20 protein-coding genes and 1 pseudogene are annotated in these 18,037 nt (G+C 64.3%); 14 read left to right on the forward strand and 7 right to left on the reverse strand.

All coding sequences use genetic code 11. From position 1 onward, the window contains the following. Positions 1-255: 255 nt before the first annotated feature. Positions 256-1,590: an FAD/NAD(P)-binding protein gene (locus NKJ11_RS25710; protein WP_352442390.1), complete on the reverse strand. Its 1,335-nt coding sequence runs from the start codon at positions 1,588-1,590 to the stop codon at positions 256-258. 31 nt (positions 1,591-1,621) lie between these two features. Further along, positions 1,622-2,125 (reverse strand): RrF2 family transcriptional regulator, encoded by a 504-nt coding sequence (locus NKJ11_RS25715; protein ID WP_352442344.1) that lies wholly within the window; start codon positions 2,123-2,125, stop codon positions 1,622-1,624. Positions 2,126-3,034: 909 nt separating this feature from the next. Here NKJ11_RS25715 and tauA point away from each other — a divergent pair. The 9 genes and pseudogenes from tauA (at position 3,035) to NKJ11_RS25760 (ending at position 10,567) form a co-directional block, all read left to right on the forward strand. Then, entirely contained in the window at positions 3,035-4,048 is a 1,014-nt protein-coding gene (gene tauA, locus NKJ11_RS25720; RefSeq protein WP_352442345.1) for a taurine ABC transporter substrate-binding protein, read from the forward strand. 125 nt (positions 4,049-4,173) lie between these two features. After that, positions 4,174-4,965 carry a taurine ABC transporter ATP-binding protein gene (locus NKJ11_RS25725; protein WP_352442346.1) on the forward strand — a complete coding sequence of 264 codons (792 nt, stop codon included), beginning with the start codon at positions 4,174-4,176 and terminating at the stop codon, positions 4,963-4,965. Further along, positions 4,962-5,822, forward strand: coding sequence for an ABC transporter permease subunit (locus tag NKJ11_RS25730; RefSeq protein ID WP_352442347.1), 861 nt, complete (start codon positions 4,962-4,964; stop codon positions 5,820-5,822). Before NKJ11_RS25725 ends, NKJ11_RS25730 begins: the two co-directional genes overlap by 4 nt. A gap of 29 nt (positions 5,823-5,851) precedes the next feature. Next, positions 5,852-6,037 (forward strand): hypothetical protein, encoded by a 186-nt coding sequence (locus NKJ11_RS25735; protein WP_031213663.1) that lies wholly within the window; start codon positions 5,852-5,854, stop codon positions 6,035-6,037. Positions 6,038-6,220: 183 nt separating this feature from the next. Continuing rightward, positions 6,221-6,505 (forward strand): annotated as a pseudogene (locus tag NKJ11_RS25740) (GIY-YIG nuclease family protein); the annotation flags it as partial. Between the two features lie 260 nt (positions 6,506-6,765). Then, a complete protein-coding gene (locus NKJ11_RS25745) occupies positions 6,766-7,737 on the forward strand; it encodes a sulfonate ABC transporter substrate-binding protein (protein WP_352628808.1) in 972 nt (323 codons plus the stop codon). Between the two features lie 91 nt (positions 7,738-7,828). Further along, entirely contained in the window at positions 7,829-8,992 is a 1,164-nt protein-coding gene (gene ssuD / locus NKJ11_RS25750; RefSeq protein WP_352794608.1) for an FMNH2-dependent alkanesulfonate monooxygenase, read from the forward strand. Then, positions 8,989-9,765, forward strand: coding sequence for an ABC transporter permease subunit (locus NKJ11_RS25755; RefSeq protein ID WP_352794589.1), 777 nt, complete (start codon positions 8,989-8,991; stop codon positions 9,763-9,765). Before ssuD ends, NKJ11_RS25755 begins: the two co-directional genes overlap by 4 nt. Before the next feature lie 10 nt (positions 9,766-9,775). Then, the gene (locus NKJ11_RS25760; RefSeq protein ID WP_352772405.1) at positions 9,776-10,567 is read left to right on the forward strand and encodes an ATP-binding cassette domain-containing protein; all 792 of its coding nucleotides are present in this window, start codon (positions 9,776-9,778) and stop codon (positions 10,565-10,567) included. A gap of 206 nt (positions 10,568-10,773) precedes the next feature. Here the strand turns inward: NKJ11_RS25760 and NKJ11_RS25765 are convergent, their stop codons facing one another. Continuing rightward, a complete protein-coding gene (locus NKJ11_RS25765; RefSeq protein WP_352772407.1) occupies positions 10,774-10,950 on the reverse strand; it encodes a hypothetical protein in 177 nt (58 codons plus the stop codon). Between the two features lie 309 nt (positions 10,951-11,259). Here NKJ11_RS25765 and NKJ11_RS25770 point away from each other — a divergent pair, with 309 nt between their 5' ends. The 4 genes from NKJ11_RS25770 to NKJ11_RS25785 all read left to right on the forward strand — a co-directional run bounded on the left by NKJ11_RS25770 (position 11,260) and on the right by NKJ11_RS25785 (position 14,382). Then, positions 11,260-11,619 carry a septal ring lytic transglycosylase RlpA family protein gene (locus NKJ11_RS25770; RefSeq protein ID WP_127297693.1) on the forward strand — a complete coding sequence of 120 codons (360 nt, stop codon included), beginning with the start codon at positions 11,260-11,262 and terminating at the stop codon, positions 11,617-11,619. A 233-nt stretch (positions 11,620-11,852) separates the two neighbouring features. After that, positions 11,853-13,130: a polyhydroxyalkanoate depolymerase gene (locus tag NKJ11_RS25775; RefSeq protein ID WP_128305614.1), complete on the forward strand. Its 1,278-nt coding sequence runs from the start codon at positions 11,853-11,855 to the stop codon at positions 13,128-13,130. Between the two features lie 235 nt (positions 13,131-13,365). Next, positions 13,366-13,983 carry a transglutaminase-like cysteine peptidase gene (locus NKJ11_RS25780; RefSeq protein ID WP_128305613.1) on the forward strand — a complete coding sequence of 206 codons (618 nt, stop codon included), beginning with the start codon at positions 13,366-13,368 and terminating at the stop codon, positions 13,981-13,983. 162 nt (positions 13,984-14,145) lie between these two features. Next, positions 14,146-14,382: a hypothetical protein gene (locus tag NKJ11_RS25785; RefSeq protein WP_352794591.1), complete on the forward strand. Its 237-nt coding sequence runs from the start codon at positions 14,146-14,148 to the stop codon at positions 14,380-14,382. An 85-nt stretch (positions 14,383-14,467) separates the two neighbouring features. On the opposite strand, the gene NKJ11_RS25790 is transcribed toward NKJ11_RS25785, so the two are convergent. From NKJ11_RS25790 to NKJ11_RS25805, 4 genes are read right to left on the reverse strand one after another with little or no spacing between them, the layout of a single operon-like run. Continuing rightward, positions 14,468-14,836, reverse strand: coding sequence for a helix-turn-helix domain-containing protein (locus tag NKJ11_RS25790; RefSeq protein WP_352612580.1), 369 nt, complete (start codon positions 14,834-14,836; stop codon positions 14,468-14,470). Positions 14,837-14,861: 25 nt separating this feature from the next. After that, positions 14,862-15,389 (reverse strand): Smr/MutS family protein, encoded by a 528-nt coding sequence (locus NKJ11_RS25795; RefSeq protein ID WP_023813424.1) that lies wholly within the window; start codon positions 15,387-15,389, stop codon positions 14,862-14,864. Beyond that, positions 15,386-16,504 (reverse strand): murein transglycosylase A, encoded by a 1,119-nt coding sequence (mltA, locus tag NKJ11_RS25800; protein ID WP_023813423.1) that lies wholly within the window; start codon positions 16,502-16,504, stop codon positions 15,386-15,388. The genes NKJ11_RS25795 and mltA overlap by 4 nt, the downstream gene beginning before the upstream one ends. A 25-nt stretch (positions 16,505-16,529) precedes the next feature. Continuing rightward, a complete protein-coding gene (locus tag NKJ11_RS25805) occupies positions 16,530-17,237 on the reverse strand; it encodes a Tim44/TimA family putative adaptor protein (RefSeq protein ID WP_352794593.1) in 708 nt (235 codons plus the stop codon). A 217-nt stretch (positions 17,238-17,454) separates the two neighbouring features. On the opposite strand from NKJ11_RS25805, the gene NKJ11_RS25810 reads away from it, so the two are divergent. After that, entirely contained in the window at positions 17,455-17,955 is a 501-nt protein-coding gene (locus NKJ11_RS25810; protein ID WP_352612576.1) for an FxsA family protein, read from the forward strand. Positions 17,956-18,037: the final 82 nt, after the last annotated feature.

The raw sequence follows: 18,037 nt of genomic DNA on the forward strand, positions 1-18,037 counted from the left end.
CAGATGCGGAATGAAATTCCGGGGTGTGGCTGTGGTCTCAAACAAAACGCTACCGCAGCACTCCGTCACACCCCCCTCTGGCCTGCCGGCCATCTCCCCCGCAAGGGGGGGAGATCGGATGTCGCCGCCGGTTTCGCCAATCTCCAACGCTGAAGAGAACGTGCCAAAAGTGAAGCTGCCAATCTCCCCCCTTGCGGGGGAGATGTCCGGCAGGACAGAGGGGGGTGCTGTCCCGCCGGCATCAAAGGTTCTGCTTCAACCCAACAACTGCTTGCTCAGCCTCGCACACTGCACGCGGATATCGGGAATGGCGTCGATCTCGAAGAAGGTGCCGCGCGTCAGCGGGCCGACGGCGAGGATCTTGGCCGAGACGGTTCCGTCGCCGGCGATGATCTCGCATTTGGCCGATACATCGAGGCCGATGCGCAGCGGATCCGGCCGTGCTAGGCCGCGGTCGACCAGCGAGCGCACGACGCTGTTCGACGAGGTCGAGATGTCCCTGACGATACCAGAGCAATCATAGATGCGGGCGACCTCGAAGGTCTCGAGGCGCTGCGTGTGGCGCGACTGGACCTGGACGGTGAATTCGCCGTTGCGCGCGATGTCGACGACGCGGCCGGCGACCAGGCGGATGCGGCCGGACCGCACGGCTTCGGTGACGCGGGCGTAGACCTCGGGCGCCATGCGATGGCGGTGGATGTCCCACCAGGCCTTGGTGTGCTCGACGAAGCGGCGCTTGGCGGAAGCCGGCCAGTTCTGCCAGATCTTCTGGTTGAACGGCCGCAGGCCGTCGACGACGTCGCGCCAGTCGATGCCGGCCTTCTGGTTTTCCTTGATCAGGTCGCGGAACCAGCCGACGAAATAGGAGAGCTGCGTGCCGAGCGGAATGTCGGCGACGTCGAGCTTGATCGGATTGCCCTTACGATGCGGCGAGGGCAGCAGGCCGCGCCGCGACACAGCTATGATGTCGCCGCGATGGCCGCGCTGCTCGAGCGCCAGGAAGGCATCGACCATGCTGAGGCCGGTGCCCAGCACCATGACGCCGGCGTCGGGGGGAAGTGCTGTGTCGGCTTCCGACCCCATCCTGACGGCATGGCCTTGCGCCGGCTCCTCGTCGTGGCCGGTGGCCAGCACGGCGAGATGCGCAACGACGCTGGTGCCGTTGGCCAGCGCCACTTCGACACCGGATGCGGTGGGCGTGATCGAGAGGCTTTCCTCGCGGATCAGCCGAAGCCGCCCGGTCTGCTTTTCGCGCGCCTGCAGCTCGTCGAGCAATTCGCCGAGGTAACGGGCATAGATGCTGCGCGGCGCATAGAAGGGCGCCTGCTCGGCCGTTGCCAGGCCGCGCTCCTGCAGCCAGCGCCAGAAATTGCCAGGATCGTCGGCATAGGCGCTCATGCCGGCGGCGCTGACATTCAAGACATGCGCCGACAGCAGCGTCGAATAGGCGATGCCCTGGCCGAAATGCGGGCGCCTTTCGATCAGCGTGACGCGCAGGTCGGGATTGGGAGACTTCAGGAGATGCGCGGCCAGCACGACGCCGCTGGCGCCGCCGCCGACAATGATGATGGAGTTGGCGCGCCCGGTCATAGGCATGCCTTCGCTCTGCGCAGCGCCAGTGTCAGGCCTGGACCTTCACCGCGACCGGCAGATCGCCGATGTCCCTCGCAACCGGCAGGTCGTCGATGCGCTTCGCGACCGATAGGTCGTCGAGGACGATGTCGCGCATTTCCGCGAGGCTGCGCTGATCGAGCACCTCGGCGATCGCCTGCCGGACCTCGAGCATCAGATGTCGGACTTGGCATGTCGCCTCGTTGCAATCTTCACAGCGCTGGTACTGGGTGCGGCTGGCGCAGGGGATCGGCGCCAGCGGACCGTCGAGGACGCGCACGACATGGCCGACCTTGATCTCGTCGGCGGGGCGCGCCAGGCGATAGCCGCCATCCTTGCCCTTGCGGCTCTGGACGAAGCCGGCATTGCGCAACTCGCCCAGGATGGCGTCGAGAAATTTCTTCGGGATGTTGTTGCCGGTGGCGATGTCGTTGACGAAGGCAAGCTGCCCGGCCGGCAATTGCGCGAGATGGACGAGCGCCTTGAGGCCGTACTTGCCCTTTTTCGTGAGCATGAGATCAAAATTTCTCTGTCATGCGACGGCGTGGAACCATCGGTTGCAAAACGCCTGGCGTGCGTTGCCGCCGCGTCCAAGCCCGCATGACACATAAATTCTAGTGACATGATGTACAAGCCGAGAACCGTTGATTTTGCTTCGTTTTCAAGCCGCTGTGGCCATTTTAGCCCGACCTTGTGCCCTCGAAAGCACAAAAATGCCCTTTGAGAGCAGTGGGATGGCAAAATGGTCCTCCAGGGCCGGATGTGGTCGGCATCGACTGACGCGACGGCGAAAGCCGATCCATGCCGCGAGCGATCATGGTGATGTGGTGGCCGCTCATCGCCGACTCCAACTCTCTCATGTCGATAAGAATACTATACTTATGCTGGAGCACTGTGGAAGGTGTTTTCGAATCCATGGCTTTTTTGGGTATGGATTTGCCTGACAGGGGCAAGACTAGGAATTCTCGTTCGCGATCGAGGTCATGCCATTCCTTCGAGCGTTGGTGCGTGCAGAACCTTGCCGGACGCTGGCAGGACAGCACCCCCCTCTGCCCTGCCGGGCATCTCCCCCGCAAGGGGGGAGATTGGCAGATCCACCGTAGGTTCAACACCTGCAACGATGGCGATTGGCGAAAGCCGGGATGACAGCGATCTCCCTCCTTGCGGGGGAGATGGCCGGCAGGCCAGAGGGGGTGCTGTCCCGCCGACATCGGAAGACTTCGGACAGTAGCCGAGCCCCCGACGTCACGGCTTGGATCAAGCCAGGAGATCGCTTGCAGCCGCCACATCCGCTTCGCCACCCAGCACCGACAGCTTTTTTCTAACAAGCTCGCCTTGGTTGGAAGGATTTAACTCTACAAGAGCGATAGAATTAGCTGACTATCATAGGGCATTCCGGTTTTTCTCTTTTCAGGAGCCCTTCATGTCCACCATTTCGCGACGCATTGTTCTTCTCTCGTCCGCCGCACTGGCCGGCGCCGCCTTCCTCGGCCCGGCCCTTGCCGACGACCTCAAGATCACCATCGGCTATCAAACGGTAGTCGAGCCTTCGAAAGTGCCGCAGGCCGACGGCGCCTATGAAGAGGCGACGAAGGCCACCATCGACTGGCGCAAATTCGATTCCGGCGCCGATGTCATCGCCGCGGTCGCTTCCGGTTCGGTCGATATCGGCTATGTCGGCTCGAGCCCGCTGGCGGCGGCGGCGAGCCGCGAGCTGCCGATCCAGACCATCTTTATCGTCGGCCTGATCGGCGAATCCGAGGCGCTGGTGGCGCGCAACGGCGCCGGCATCGCTGGGGTCGCCGACCTCGCCGGCAAGAAGGTCGCCGTGCCCTTCGTCTCGACGACGCATTACAGCCTGCTCGCCGCGCTGAAGCACGAGGGCGTCGATCCGAAGTCGGTCGAGATCCTCAATCTGCGGCCACCGGAAATCGCGGCGGCCTTTTCCCGCGGCGATATCGACGCGGCCTATGTCTGGGATCCGGCGCTCGGCCAGATCAAGACGACCGGCAAGGTGGTGGTGGATTCCTCGCAGGTCGCCGCCTGGGGCGCGCCGACCTTCGACGCCTGGATCGTGCGCACCGACTTCGCCGAAAAGAACCCTGAGGCAGTGCGCGACTTCGTCAAGGTGACGGGCACCGCCTATGCCGAGTTCCTCGCCAAGCCCGACGCCTGGTCGGTGTCGTCGCCACAGGCGGCCGCGATCGCCAAGATCACCGGCGCCAAGCTGGAAGAGGTGCCGCAGCTGCTCAAGGGCTATGTCTTCCCGACGCTCGAAGAGCAGGCTTCGGACAAGTTCCTCGGCGGCGGCACGGTCAAGGCGGTGGAAGCAACATCCGCCTTCCTCAAGGAGCAAGGCAAGATCGACGCCGTGCTTCCCGATTATTCCAAATACGTGTCGTCGAAATACGTCACCGAGGCGCTTGCCTCGAACTGAACGCCTGACGCCAAACGAACGCGCGCGGATCTTCTTCCCTGACGCCGCGTGCTGCCTGCCCCGGAACCGCTGACGAGGAGCGGTTTCGGGGCAGTCGGATTTGCTTCAAAATCGGCGAGGTATCCATGCCGCATCTCGTGCTCGACCCCCATCTCGTACTGGACAAGGTCTCGATCCACTATGACGGCCAGGCGGAGCCTGCCGTCGAACGGGTGTCGATCGATGTCGCCAAGGGCGATTTCGTCGTGCTGGTGGGCCGTTCCGGCTGCGGCAAGACCTCGCTGCTCAACGTCGCCGCCGGCCTTGTCGCGCCGGCGCGAGGTACGGCTTCCATCGACGGCAAGCCGATCACCGCGCCGGGCTCGGACCGGGCGGTGGTGTTCCAGAACGATGCTTTGTTCCCATGGCTGACGGCGCGCGAAAACGTTGCCTTCGCGCTCAGGCTGCGCGGTGTCAGGCCAGCCGAGCGGGCCCAGCGCGCCGATGAGTTGCTGGCGCTGGTGAAGCTCACCGACGCCGGCGACAAGCGCATCTGGGAGCTTTCCGGCGGCATGCGGCAGCGCGTCGGCCTGGCCCGGGCGCTCGCCGCCGAACCCGAATTCCTGCTGCTCGACGAACCGCTCGGCGCGCTCGATGCGCTGACGCGCGAACGCATGCAGACGACGCTGCTCGATCTGTGGACGGCAAGCGAGGTCGGCGTGCTGATGGTGACGCATGGCATCGAGGAGGCGCTGGTGCTGGCCACCCGCATCGTCGTGCTGGCGCCCGGTCCGGGCCGCGTGGTGCGGACTTTTGAACCCGGCTTCTCCAGGCGCTACGGATCGGGTGAACCCATCCGCACCATCAAGGCCGATCCGGCTTTTGCGGCGGCGCGCGGCGGGTTGACCGACGCGATCTTCGAAGGAGAAGCGGCATGACCGTTACTTCCTACACGGAGCGACCGGGACACAAGATCGACGAGGCCGACGGCCTGTCGGTGCCATGGTCGCGCCCCAGCCCTAAGCGCAAAGGCGTTTCGGCCCGCGCGGTCAGCGCTGTCACCATCCTGGTGGTGCTGGCGCTGTGGGCGCTGTCGGCCCGCCTGCAACTGGTGTCGCCAGTGTTTCTGCCATCGCCTGCCGCCGTGTGGAACAAGTTCATCACCGTCGCTCGTGACGGCTTCGTCGATGCGACGCTGCTGCAGCATGCCGTCGCCAGCCTGTGGCGGGTATTCGCCGCGCTGGTCGCCGCCATCCTCATCGGCGTGCCGGTTGGGCTCGCCATCGGCATCAGCACGATCGGGCGCGGCATCTTCGATCCGCTGCTGGAATTCCTGCGGCCGATCCCGCCGCTCGCCTACCTGCCGCTGGTCATCATCTGGTTCGGCATCGGCGAACCGTCCAAGATCCTGGTGATCGCCATTGCCATGCTGGCGCCGGTGGCGCTGTCGACCGCGTCCGGCGTTCGCGGCGTCTCGCAGGAGCGCATCAACGCGGCGCGCTCGCTGGGTGCTACCCAGCGCCAAGTGGTCCGCCACGTCATTCTGCCCAGCGCGCTGCCGTCGATCCTGACCGGACTGCGCATCGCGCTCGGCGCCGGCTGGTCGACGCTGGTCGCCGCCGAACTGGTGGCGGCGACACGCGGGCTTGGCTTCATGATCCAGTCGGCCGCCCAGTTCCTCGTCACCGACGTGGTGGTGATGGGCATATTGGTGATCGCGGCCATCGCCTTCGTGCTCGAATTCACCATCCGCAGGATCGAGCGCGTGCTCGTCCCGTGGGCGGGACGCGAATGATCGAAGCCCAGAGGAGCAGGAGAATGACGATGACCCATTCCACCGCCGTGCTGTTCGCCCAAGCCGGTAACTGGCTTCTCGCCTGGACCAGGGAAAGCCAGCCGCTTGAACAGCAACTGAAATCGCCAACGCCGGTCCGCTGGGACGCCGAGCGCGACCGCCTGCCGCCACGCGACGAGAGTTTTTACTGGGCTTGGCAGTATTGGTCGCAGTGAAGGGGGCGGGGCACGACTTGTCTCACGAAGACGGCTTAACTTAAGCTTCGTCATCCTGGGGCGAAGCAAGGAGCGAAGCGACGCGGCGCAGACCCTAGGATCCATGCCGTGACGGTGGTCGTAGAATGCGGCGGATCAGAAATGTCGCTTTGCACGCCAACTCACGCGGGCTACCCTTCAACCATGACCGGCTATGCCTACATGACCGCGAGTCAGAAGCGCGGTACGATCTACATCGGTGTCACCAACGACCTCGGCCGCCGCGTACCCGAGCACAAGTCCGGCCAAGGCTCAGGCTTTACCAGTCGCTACGGCGTGCAACGCCTTGTCTGGTACGAAGAGTATTTCGACATTACCGACGCCATCCAACGTGAGAAATCACTGAAGCGCTGGCCACGACAATGGAAGATCGAACTGATCGAGAGGGCCAATCCGGAGTGGTTCGAGCTCTTTCGTGGAACCGGCTGGTCGGCGCTCGGTTCCTTGCACCGCCGGAGCATAGCATCACCGTCACGGCATGGATCCTAGGGTCTGCGCCGCGTCGCTTCGCTCCTTGCTTCGCCCTAGAATGACGAAAGCTGGGGCTGCCCGCAGAAAACAAATCCGCTCTTCAAGTCCATCTCGCAAAATTATTCCTCTACTAAATTTATAGAACTACCTAGCCTGATCCATCTTCCAACCGGCGAGGCCATTTCCCGGCGCCGATCCGCAGCGAAGGAGAGGGATCAATGTTCAATCTGACCAAGCCTTTCAATCTGACGAGACGTGTTTTCGGCATCGGCCTGCTGGCGGCTACGGTTGTCCTGTCATCCGGCGCCACAGCGCAGGAGCTGAAGCAGCTCAGCATCGGCTATCAGAAGACCGGCCTGCCGGTGATCGCCAGGCAGCAGCAGGTGATCGAAAAGGCACTTGAAGACAAGGGCGTGACGGTCAAATGGGTCGAGTTCACCGCCGGGCCGCCATTGGTCGAGGCGCTCAATGTCGGCGCCATCGATGTCGGCTGGACCGGCGACGCACCGCCGATCTTCGGCCAGTCGGCCGGCGCCAACATCGTCTATGCGGCGGCGCTGCCGTCGAATGGCGACGGCGAGGCGATCTTCGTCAAGCCGGCGTCGCCGATCCAGTCGGTCGCCGACCTCAAGGGCAAGCGCGTCGGTGTCGGCAAGGGCACCAGCGCGCATAATCTGCTTGTCGCCGCACTGGAAAAGGCCGGTATTCCGTTCGACCAGATCACGCCGGTGTATCTCAGCCCGGCGGATGCGGCCGCAGCCTTCGCCAGCGACCAGATCGATGCCTGGAGCGTTTGGGATCCGTTCTTCGCCATCGCCGAAACCCGCTACCAGCCGCGTGTGCTGGCCCGCTCCAGCGAGGTGCTCAAGGTCAACACCTACTTCCTCGCCAACAAGGATTTCGCCAAGGCGCACCCCGAAACCATCGCCACGACGATATCGGCCCTTGGCGAGGCGGCGAAATGGGCCGACCAGAACCGAGACAAGGTGGCCGCGGCGCTGCATGAGGTGACCGGTGTGCCGCTCGACGCGCAGATCATCGCCGCCAACCGCACCAAGTTCGGCATCTTTCCGATCACCGACGAGATCATCGCCGGCCAGCAGGCCACCGCCGACCGCTTCTATAAGCTCGGGCTGATCCCGAAAGCGGTCCGCATCTCCGACGCGGTGTGGACAGCACCCGGCAACTAACTTGTCCCCTGACGGCGCCGGGTGAGAACGCCCGGCGCCCTTTGCGTTTGCACCCATATCTCCAGGAGATCCGCCCGTGACTGTGCCAGACATGACCGCGCCTGCCAGCACCGCACCGCTCGATTTCTTCTGGTTCATCCCGACGCATGGCGACGGTTCTTATCTCGGCTCCGAGGAGCAGCAGCGGCCGCCCGAATTCGGCTACTTCAAGGAGATCGCGCAGGCGGTCGACCGGCTCGGCTTTCCCGGCGTGCTGCTGCCCACGGGTCAGAACTGCGAGGATTCCTGGATCACCGCGACGGGCCTCGCGACGCTGACCGAAAAGCTGAAGTTTCTCGTTGCGCTGCGGCCGGGCGTCACGCTGCCGACTTTCGCCGCACGCCAGACCGCCGCCCTCGACCGCTTGAGCAATGGCCGCCTGCTGCTCAATGTCGTGGTCGGCGGCAACCCGACCGAGCTCGCCGGCGACGGCGTCTTCCTGCCGCATGACGAGCGCTATGCCCAGGCGCATGAGTTCCTGACCATCTGGCGCGGCCTGGTGTCGGGCCAGCGGGTCAATTTCGACGGCAAATATTACCGCGTCGAGAGTGGCCGCCTCGACCTTCTGCCGCACCAGGAGCGGCCGCCGCTCTATTTCGGCGGGTCGTCGGACGCGGGCCAGGACCTCGCCGCCGACCTCGTCGACATGTATCTGACCTGGGGCGAGCCGCCGGCGCAGGTTGCCGAGAAGCTGGCCGCGGCGCGCGCAAAAGCGGCACTGCGCGGCAGAAAACTGCGTTTCGGCATCAGGCTGCATTTCATCGTCCGCGAGACCGAGGACGAAGCCTGGCGCGCCGCCGACCGGCTGATCAGCCATGTCACCGACGCCCAGATCGAAAATGCGCAGGCGCGCTTCCTCAACCAGATGGATTCGGTCGGCCAGCGCCGTATGGCGCAATTGCATGGCGGACGCCGTGACAGGCTGGTCGTCTCGCCCAATCTGTGGGCCGGTGTCGGGCTGGTGCGCGGCGGCGCCGGCACGGCGCTGGTCGGCACGCCGGAACAGATCACCGAGCGCATCCGGGAATACCAGGCGATCGGCATCGATACCATCATCGGCTCGGGCTATCCGCATCTCGAGGAGGCCTACCGCGTCGCCGAGCTTCTGTTTCCAAAGCTCGGGCTCGGCACCAGGCGGCAGCGGGCGCATGAGAACATCGCCAACGAATTCTCGGTCGGCTTCCATGGCGCCAACCGCCTGCAGGCTTCGTCATGAGCTTTTCCACGCGCCTGCGCAGCAATGGCATCGGCTGGCTGCTCCCGGCGCTGGTTATTGCCGGCTGGGAGATTGCCAGCCGCGCGGGCGTCATGCCCGCCAACGTGCTGCCGGCGCCGAGCGCGGTCGCCGAAGCCTTCTGGCGGCTGACGCTGTCAGGCGAACTGATCCGCAACATCGGGGTCTCGACCGCGCGCGCCCTTGCCGGCTTTGCCGTCGGCGGTTCGATCGGCTTTGCGCTTGGCCTTGCCAACGGGCTGTCTACGCTCAGCCGCGGCCTGACCGACACGACGCTGCAGATGATCCGCAACATCCCGCACCTGGCGCTGATCCCGCTGGTCATCCTGTGGTTCGGCATCGACGAGGAAGCCAAACTGTTCCTGGTGGCGCTTGGCGTGTTCTTTCCGATCTACGTCAACACGCTGCTCGGCATCCAGAGCGTCGACCCGCAGCTAGTCGAGATGGGCCGCGTCTACGGCATGGACCGGCGCGCCGTGTTCTTCCGCGTCATCCTGCCCGGCGCGCTGCCGGCGATCTTCGTCGGCCTGCGCTATGCCCTGGGCATCATGTGGCTGACGCTGATCGTCGCCGAAACCATCTCGGCCAGCTCCGGCCTCGGCTACATGGCCATGCAGGCGCGCGAATTCCTGCTGATCGACGTCGTCGTGCTGTCGATCCTGATCTACGCGCTGCTCGGCAAGCTCGCCGACAGCCTCGCCCGCCTGCTCGAGCGGCTGTCGCTCGGCTGGCATCCGGCCTTCCAGAACGGATGAGAGATTGCCCATGACCGCCGCCAGCCTGACCGCAGCCCGTTCCTTCGTCGCCACGCCGGTGCGGCCGATCGGCTCCGTCGAAGGGCAGCGGGCCTTTGCCTTCAGGCAAGCCGGCAAGCGCTTCGGCGACAAGACCGTGCTCGACGGCATCGACCTGGACGTGCCGGCCGGGCAGTTCCTTGCCGTCATCGGCAAGAGCGGCTGCGGCAAGAGCACGCTTTTGCGGCTTCTGGCCGGGCTCGACCGGCCGACATCGGGATCGCTGACATTCGGCGTGGCAGAGGAAGGACACAGCCGCACGCGCTTCATGTTCCAGGAGCCACGGCTCCTGCCCTGGGCCAGCGTGGTGAAAAACGTCGAGGTCGGGCTGACCGGGATTGCTTCCGGCGCGGAGGCAAGGCAACGCGCGCTCGACATTCTCGGCGAGGTCGGGCTTGCCGATCGGGCCGACGAATGGCCTTCGGTGCTGTCCGGAGGTCAGAAGCAGCGCGTGGCGCTGGCCCGCGCGCTGGTCGGCCACCCGCAGATCCTGGCTCTCGACGAGCCGCTCGGCGCACTCGACGCCCTGACCCGCATCGAGATGCAGCAGCTTCTGGAACGCATCTGGATCGCGCAGAAGTTCACGGCCGTGCTGGTCACGCATGATGTCGCCGAAGCGGTCGCGCTGGCCGACCGGGTCGTGGTGATCAGCGAAGGCCGGATCGCGCTTGATCTGGATGTGCCCGCCGAACGGCCACGGCGGCGCGGGTCGGTGGAGCTGGCCCGGCTGGAGGGCAAGATACTGGATCGGCTGTTCGGGTAGGCTGTCGGGGGCGGCGGCGCAATTGGTGAGCGGCTTCCCCCACTCCGTCGCTGCTCCGCAGCGCCACGCTCTCCCCACTCCCGTGGGGGCGAGGAAAGGGGCCTGGGTCGGCAAGCTCGCGCCTTTCCTCTCCCCCGTCGATCGGGGGAGAGGTGGCGAGCGAAGCTCGACGGAGTGGGGGTCGACCTTTCTTCGAAGCTCACCCCCTACCGGTTCGCCCAGACCAATCCCGCCAGCCCGACCAGCATGGTGACGACACCGATATAGAGCCATTGCGACTGGCCGGTCATGAAGCTGCCGCCGACCACGCCGATGCCTTGCAGCGACCACAGCGCGCCGACGGCAAGCACAATCAACGCCAGCAGATTTTTCGTCAGCCTCACTGCAGGATCTCCCTTTTGAAGTCGATTGGTTGCAGCATCGGGGCCGCGATAAAAGAGCCGAAGGAAGTGGCCCGTCGGTGCCGGACTCTACTTGGATATTAATGTTCGATCTTGTCAAACGGATGCCTGGCAGCAGGACAAAGATCATCATTGATTGATCATCGCGCGGCGGAAAATCCCTGACAGACTGTTACTCAGCGACTCCAAACGTGTGCCATTGCCACGGAACCGCCAGATGACTGCCGCATTTCGCGCCTTATTTGGCACCTAACGGCTGGGGTCTGTCAAAAACGGAGCCATCCCCCAAATATGAAGAACCCAAAACAGACCGCGCTTGTCGCGGTAACGATCGCTGCTGGCCTGATGGTCGGCGCTTCTTCGGCGACCGCGGCCAGCCAGTGCGGTCGCGCCTCGTGGTATGCCCTGCACTCCAAGACCGCATCGGGCGAGCGCATGAACCCTTCGGCGCTGACCGCTGCGCATCGCACCTTGCCTTTCGGCACCAAGCTCCGAGTGACCAACAAGAACAACGGCCGCAGCGTCGTCGTGCGCATCAACGATCGCGGTCCGTTCATCAAGGGGCGCGTGCTCGACCTGTCGAAAGGTGCGGCCGGCCAGCTCGGCTTCATCGGCTCCGGCCACACGTCCGTGTGCATGGCGCGCGTCTAGAGCTTCCTGTGTCCGGCAAGAGGGCCGGACACATTGCCTACACATTTCGCAGTCGCACACTGAGCCGGCTCGCATCGTTCGGCCCCGATTTCCACGGTCTTGAACCAAAGAAGCATTGGTCACGCCGCGTGACGTATTGCATCGCAGCAATTAGTTGTTAACTTCCCCGCGAGACATCTAGGGCTCGGCGCGGCTCGCCGTCCCTTCGGTCGCAGGCAGCAGCGGGGTTCTCGATGTTCTACCAGCTCTATGAGATGAACCACGCCGCCCTGCAGCCGGCGCGCCTCTATGCCGACGCGGTGCGGATGTTTTACTCCAATCCGCTCAATCCGTTTTCCCACACGCAATGGGGCCGTTCGATCGCGGCGACGGCCGAACTGTTCGAGCGCACCACGCGCCGCTACGGCAAGCCGGCCTTCGGCCTGACCAAGACCGTGGTCGACTGGAAGAGCGTCGAGGTCACTGAAAAGACCGTCTGGTCGAAGCCGTTCTGCAATCTCGTCCGCTTCGAGCGCACGGTCCCCGCCGGACGCAAGCCCGATCCGAAGCTTCTGATCGTGGCGCCGATGTCGGGCCACTATGCGACGCTGCTGCGCGGCACGGTCGAAGCCATGCTACCCTATGCCGACGTGCACATCACCGACTGGGTCGATGCCCGCATGGTGCCGCTTGCCGACGGCCAATTCGATCTCGACGACTACATCGACTATGTCATCGACATGCTGCACACGCTGGGGCCGGACACGCATGTGATGGCGGTGTGCCAGCCTTCCGTGCCGGTGCTGGCCGCCGTGGCGCTGATGGAAACCAAGGGCGACCCCTTCGTGCCCTCGACCATGACCTTGATGGGCGGCCCGATCGACACCCGCAGCAACCCGACCGCGGTCAATCTGCTGGCGCAGGAAAAGGGCATCGACTGGTTCCGCGACAATGTCGTGATGCAGGCGCCCTGGCCGGTGCCGGGCTTCGGCCGCGAGGTCTATCCAGGCTTCCTGCAGCTGTCCGGCTTCATGAGCATGAACCTCGACCGCCACATCATCGCTCACAAGGACTTCTTCATGCATCTGGTGAAGCATGATGGCGACAATGCCGAGAAGCACCGGGATTTCTACGACGAGTATCTTGCCGTCATGGACCTGACGGCGGAATTCTACCTGCAGACCGTCGACACGGTCTTCGTGCGCCAGGCCTTGCCCAAGGGCGAGATGACGCATCGCGGCACCAGGATTGATCCGTCGGCGATCCGCAACGTCGCGCTGTTCACGGTCGAAGGCGAAAACGACGACATATCGGGCCTTGGCCAGACCAAGGCGGCGCATGATCTGTGCCCCAACATCCCGGCAGACAGGCATGCCCACTACATGCAGCCGGCGGTTGGCCATTACGGCGTGTTCAACGGTTCGCGCTTCCGTTCCGAAATCGTGCCGCGCATCGTCGACTTCATCACCAGCTATGGCCGCCAGGAGCGTGTCGCGGTGAAACCGAAGCTGGTCCGCGCCGCCAAGAGATAATGCAAGGCCGCCCAAAATTGCGGGGTTTTGGGAAGATGACCTGCATAAACCAAGCTTAACGGCGATAAACCGTGAAATTGGACGGTAAAAGCCGGCTGGCTGGCCGATTCTGTTGCACAAGTGCCGCTGTCCAGCCCCTCGGGTAACCATGCCGACAATCCGACCGTCGTCGTAATTGACACGGACTGTAAATCCCCCTTAACCTTTCGTTAATAACAAAGGGTGAGCGGGGACAATGATTTCCTCATCGATGGCGCGACGGCTGCGCGTGTATGTGGCGGCCGGGCTGGCAATGACGGCGGGCTGGGTGGCACCGGCTTTGGCGGGTGGAGCGATGGCGACCGGGGGGCTCACCTCGCAGCCGATCGGCCACTATGATTTCTGCAAGCTGCATCCGGGCGAGTGCTCGATCCGCCCGACCAATCTGGCGCCGGCTCCGATGAGCGACGGGCTGATGCGCAAGCTTCTCAATGTCACCGCCAGGGTCAACGCCGCCGTCAAGCCGATGAGCGACATGGATATCTACGGCAAGGACGAGGTCTGGGCCTATCCCGACAAGGGCGTCGGCGATTGCGAGGACTATGTGCTGGAAAAGCGGCGCCAGCTTTCGCGCATGAGCATCTCGCTTGCCGATCTTCTGATCACCGTCGTGCGCAAGCCCGACGGCGAGGGTCACGCCGTGCTGACGGTGCGCACCGACGAGGGCGACTATGTGCTCGACAATCTGACCGACAAGGTCAAACCATGGGACGCGACCGGTTACCGCTTCCTCAAGCGGCAGGCGATCGACAACACCGGCCGCTGGGTCTCGATCCGCGGTGGCCAGCAGGTTCTGGTCGGCGCGGTGCAGTAGCTTCTGCACGAACAGGGCGGCATCGGCGATCCTTGGCGCCAGCGTCTCGCTCGTGGCCCGACGCCGCGCGCATCCTCTAATAATCTCGCATTTCTCCGTGAACCATTTCGCTCCGGCCTGCGACACACAGCCGTGAACCGAAACCAACCATGGAGACTTCAGATGACTGCTTTTCTGCGAAACACCCTTCTTGCCGCTCTCGCGGTGTCGAGCATGGCCGGATCCTCCATGGCCGATCAGACCACCAGCTGTGCCAAAACCAACCTCAACGACCTCTGGGCCGGCCGCTGTTGCGGTGATGCCGGGGCGTCGGACTGCCTGGGTGGCGGAAACAATGGCCATGGCGGCAATGGCGATCACGGCCGGGGCGGAAATGGCGGCACGGCCGGCAAGAAGTGATCTCACCACTGTGCCCGCTGGCGCTCCGCCGGCGGGCAGTTTCCTTCTGAAGCAGGCGAACTTGCATCACGCTCGGATCGTCGGACTACGGCCGCTGGTTTAACGCCGCGCGGATCGATGCGGTAATGCGGCGAAGCTCGGCTTCGTCGAGTTTTTCGATGTTTTCCGCCAGCAGATTGGCAAGCTCGGTGGCGGCGGGGGAAAGACCCGACGTGTCGAGTTTTACACGCGGATGCGAGGCCTCGGCCAGCCGCGCCAGTTCCTCGGCATCGTCCCAGATGATGTTGAAATAGCCGATGATCTTCTGGATCAGCGTCCAGGTCGGGGCACCGCGCCTGCCATGTTCGAGCGCCGACAGATAGGCGGCGCTGACGCCGATCGCCGCCGCCATGTCCTTCTGGCGGACACCGCGTTCGCTCCTAAGCGTCCGCAGCTTCTCTCCGAACGGGGTCATGTCCCCACCCTCATGATAGAGCTCCTCACAGGCGCGCCCGCCGCAGGCGGATATAGAGCGCACCCGAACCGCCATGATTGCGGGCGGCATGGTCGTGGCTGGAGACCAGCGGCCGGAAGGCGGGCGTCGACAGCCAGGCCGGTACCGCGCGCCGCAACACGCCATCGCCGCCGGAGGACGAGCCCTTGCCGGTGATGACCAGGACATAGCGGACGCCGCCGGCATGCGCCCGGTGCAGGAATGAAAACAGCAGCGAATAGGCCTCGTCCTGGGTCAGGCCGTGCAGATCGACGCGGCCCTCGATCGGCAGCCGGCCCTTCGACAGCTTGTCCAAGGTCGGTTCGTCGAGCGCATGCGCGACATGCTGCGTCTTTGGTTTGGCTGCCCCGGGATTGGCCATGGGCTGAACCGGTTGCGGCTGACTTGGCCTGACCTCGGCAGGGATTTCAGGGATGTCGACGGCAAATTTGCCCTTCAGCGGCTTGGCCGTGCGCGCCACCAGGTTCCACAGAACCCGGTCGTCCTCGCTGAGCTTGTCCGGGCGCCGGGTCATCGGACCGCACCTGCAACGAGCGCGCGCGGGATCAGCGCATAAAAATCCGCGGCATTGCGGACCACGCCGGCGATCTCGCCCGCGGCATCGCCCGAACCGGCGAACAGGTCGCCCCGCGCGGACCCGGTGATGGCCGAGCCGGTGTCCTGCGCGATCATCAGCCGGCGGAACGGTTCTGCGTCGAAAGCAGTCAGCGTCGGTGCGTCGATGTAAAAAGGCGTGCCGAATGTATGCAGCAAGCGGTCGACGGCGATCGAGCGGCCCGGCGTCAGCGGCACCTTGGCGGCGGCGATCGGGCCAAGGGCCGCGTCCTCGACATCGGCCTCGCGGAAGAAGATGTAAGAGCGGTTCTGCCGCAGGATCTCGTCGACGCGGCCCGGATGCGCCTTGAACCAGGCGCGGATCGACTGCATCGTCACCTTCTCCAGCGGGATCTCGCCAAGCTCGCTCAAGATCTTGCCGGATCCGGTGAAGCGCTGGCCGGATTTGGCGGCATAGGTGACGCGGACAAGCCGGCCGTCGGTCATGGCGAGGCGTGCGGCACCTTGCACGTGAATGAAGAAGGCATCGACCTTGTCGGCCAGCCAGGCGATTTCCAGACCCTTGCCGTCGAGCGCGCCACGCTCGATCTCGCCACGGTCGGGATACTCGACCGGCCCGCTCGGCGTCTGGCGCGCGAAAGCGAGGTAGGGATCCAGGCCGGGCGGCCGGTTGCTCTCGTCGATATCGACGAGATCGGCCGGGCGCGACAGCAACGGCACCGAAAACCGATCCGTGCGCACCGGTGACGCCTCGACCTGCGGCTCATAGAAACCAGTGACGAGCCCGGCGCCGGCATGTTCGGCGGGGATAAGCGCCGGGACGAAATGGCGCTCGAAGAAGGCGCGGGCTTCCCCGCGGGTCGGCGACTGATTCGCCGGCGAAACGGTCCGGGCCTTGGCGTAGGCATCGGCAAAGGCGTCGAAGTCGATGCCGAGCGCACCACTGCGATAGGGTTTGGTCAGGACATGGAAGGCCGAGCGGCGAAAGGCGGCGAAAGCCGCCGAATGGTCGTCATCTCCCCAGCCGGGCAGGTCGCCGAAGGCTTTCTCGACAAAAAGAGGCGATAGCGACACCGGAGCCTCGCCGCGTGTTTCCGAACTAGTCTTCTTCCTCGGTGGCGACGAGCTTCCAGTTCGGGTCGCGCGAGCGCGTGTCGCGGGCGAAGGTCCAGACATCCTTGACCTCTGCGACGGTTTCCGGGTCGCCGTCGATGACCGCGCCGGCCTTGTCGCGGGTCGCCGAAATCAGCTCGCTGATGATGCGCAGCGTGACATGCGCCTCGCCGCCCTTCATCTCGGCCGAGACGATGTCGGCCTTGTCGATGCCGACGAAGGAGGACTGGATCTTTTCCGCCTTGGCCTCGCGCTCACCGATGGCGGCGACAAAGCCGTCATAGACCTCGCGCGACAACAGGTTCTTCAGCGTTTTGCGATCGCCGTCGGCATAGGCCATGACGATCATCTCGTAAGCCAGCTTGGCGCCGTCGACGAAACCCTTCGGCTCGAAGGACGGATCATTGTCCTTGATCGTGCGCAGGCCCTTGTTGAGGTCGGTATCGGGCTTGGCGAATGCGTCGATCGCGGCATAGGTGTCGGGAGCCGGCTCGCCTGGCGGGCGCTTGCGCGGCAGCGAGACGACATTTTCTGATTTCTGGGCGGCATCCTTGTCGCCGGTGCGAGCCGCCGAATAGGGATCGAAGGGCGGCCGTTCGCTGCCGGTGCGGCGGCCCAGCACATTGCGCAGCTGGAAAAAGATGACCACCGCCGCAATCAGGAAGAAAATCGTGCCGAAGTCGAAGAATCCCATATCTTCCGCCAATCAATCCCTGCCCTGTGGCCGGACCGTCAGGCCCAATGGCCACGGTCGCATAGCGTTCAACATTCAAAGCATATAGAACGCAAGGCGCAATCATTCAAATCAAAGGCAGGCATACCTATCTAACAGCCTCAGTGCCAGCGGCGATTGCTAGCTGGCGGCCAAAACAATCAAAACGATCATAGCGATCGAAAAAGGCTGGCAAGACTTGCGCATTTCGCTGCTTCCCTTCTTTCTCCTCGCGCTTCCGCTGCTGGAAATCGCCGGTTTCGTCATCGTCGGCCGTGAGGTCGGCGCGCTGGCAACGGTCGGCCTCGTGCTGGCCTCGAGCATCGCCGGCGTGCTTTTGCTCCGGTACCAGGGCTTTGGTGTCATGGCTCGCATCCGCACCGAGATGGCCGCCGGCCAGAACCCAAGCCGCCACCTTGCGCACGGTGCCATGATCGTGGTTGCGGCGGTCCTCCTGATCATCCCCGGCTTCATATCAGACATCATCGGCCTGCTTCTGTTCCTGCCGCCGTTGCGCGACTTTGCCTGGAACCGGTTCAAGGGCCGTATTGTCGTCGCCACCGATTTCTCGACCGGCGGTTTTCGCAGCCGCCAGCGCGACAGGGTCATCGACCTCGAAGACGGCGACTATTCGCGCGAGGACGATCTGAAGCGCGGCCCGGATCACAACTCGCCGTGGCGCCGCCTGAAGGACGATTAGGGCGCCGTCCCATCTATATCCGCAGCCGAGAAGCAAGGCGGCAAACCTTGTCTTGTCATCCCCGCCATGGTAGCGAACGCCC

It is taken from the genome of Mesorhizobium sp. M0243 (assembly GCF_040321775.1).
In the GTDB taxonomy this organism is placed as follows: Bacteria; Pseudomonadota; Alphaproteobacteria; order Rhizobiales; family Rhizobiaceae; genus Mesorhizobium.

Coding starts and splice junctions, on each gene's coding strand:
- ssuD (WP_352794608.1), top strand. CDS start 7,829: ATGACCGCGCCTGCCAGCACCGCACCGCTCGATTTCTTCTGGTTCATC.
- NKJ11_RS25755 (WP_352794589.1), top strand. CDS start 8,989: ATGAGCTTTTCCACGCGCCTGCGCAGCAATGGCATCGGCTGGCTGCTC.
- NKJ11_RS25790 (WP_352612580.1), bottom strand. CDS start 14,836: ATGACCCCGTTCGGAGAGAAGCTGCGGACGCTTAGGAGCGAACGCGGT.
- NKJ11_RS25735 (WP_031213663.1), top strand. CDS start 5,852: ATGACCCATTCCACCGCCGTGCTGTTCGCCCAAGCCGGTAACTGGCTT.
- tauA (WP_352442345.1), top strand. CDS start 3,035: ATGTCCACCATTTCGCGACGCATTGTTCTTCTCTCGTCCGCCGCACTG.
- NKJ11_RS25710 (WP_352442390.1), bottom strand. CDS start 1,590: ATGACCGGGCGCGCCAACTCCATCATCATTGTCGGCGGCGGCGCCAGC.
- NKJ11_RS25760 (WP_352772405.1), top strand. CDS start 9,776: ATGACCGCCGCCAGCCTGACCGCAGCCCGTTCCTTCGTCGCCACGCCG.
- NKJ11_RS25785 (WP_352794591.1), top strand. CDS start 14,146: ATGACTGCTTTTCTGCGAAACACCCTTCTTGCCGCTCTCGCGGTGTCG.
- NKJ11_RS25780 (WP_128305613.1), top strand. CDS start 13,366: ATGATTTCCTCATCGATGGCGCGACGGCTGCGCGTGTATGTGGCGGCC.
- NKJ11_RS25770 (WP_127297693.1), top strand. CDS start 11,260: ATGAAGAACCCAAAACAGACCGCGCTTGTCGCGGTAACGATCGCTGCT.
- NKJ11_RS25725 (WP_352442346.1), top strand. CDS start 4,174: ATGCCGCATCTCGTGCTCGACCCCCATCTCGTACTGGACAAGGTCTCG.
- NKJ11_RS25745 (WP_352628808.1), top strand. CDS start 6,766: ATGTTCAATCTGACCAAGCCTTTCAATCTGACGAGACGTGTTTTCGGC.
- NKJ11_RS25715 (WP_352442344.1), bottom strand. CDS start 2,125: ATGCTCACGAAAAAGGGCAAGTACGGCCTCAAGGCGCTCGTCCATCTC.
- NKJ11_RS25730 (WP_352442347.1), top strand. CDS start 4,962: ATGACCGTTACTTCCTACACGGAGCGACCGGGACACAAGATCGACGAG.
- NKJ11_RS25795 (WP_023813424.1), bottom strand. CDS start 15,389: ATGACCCGGCGCCCGGACAAGCTCAGCGAGGACGACCGGGTTCTGTGG.
- NKJ11_RS25805 (WP_352794593.1), bottom strand. CDS start 17,237: ATGGGATTCTTCGACTTCGGCACGATTTTCTTCCTGATTGCGGCGGTG.
- NKJ11_RS25775 (WP_128305614.1), top strand. CDS start 11,853: ATGTTCTACCAGCTCTATGAGATGAACCACGCCGCCCTGCAGCCGGCG.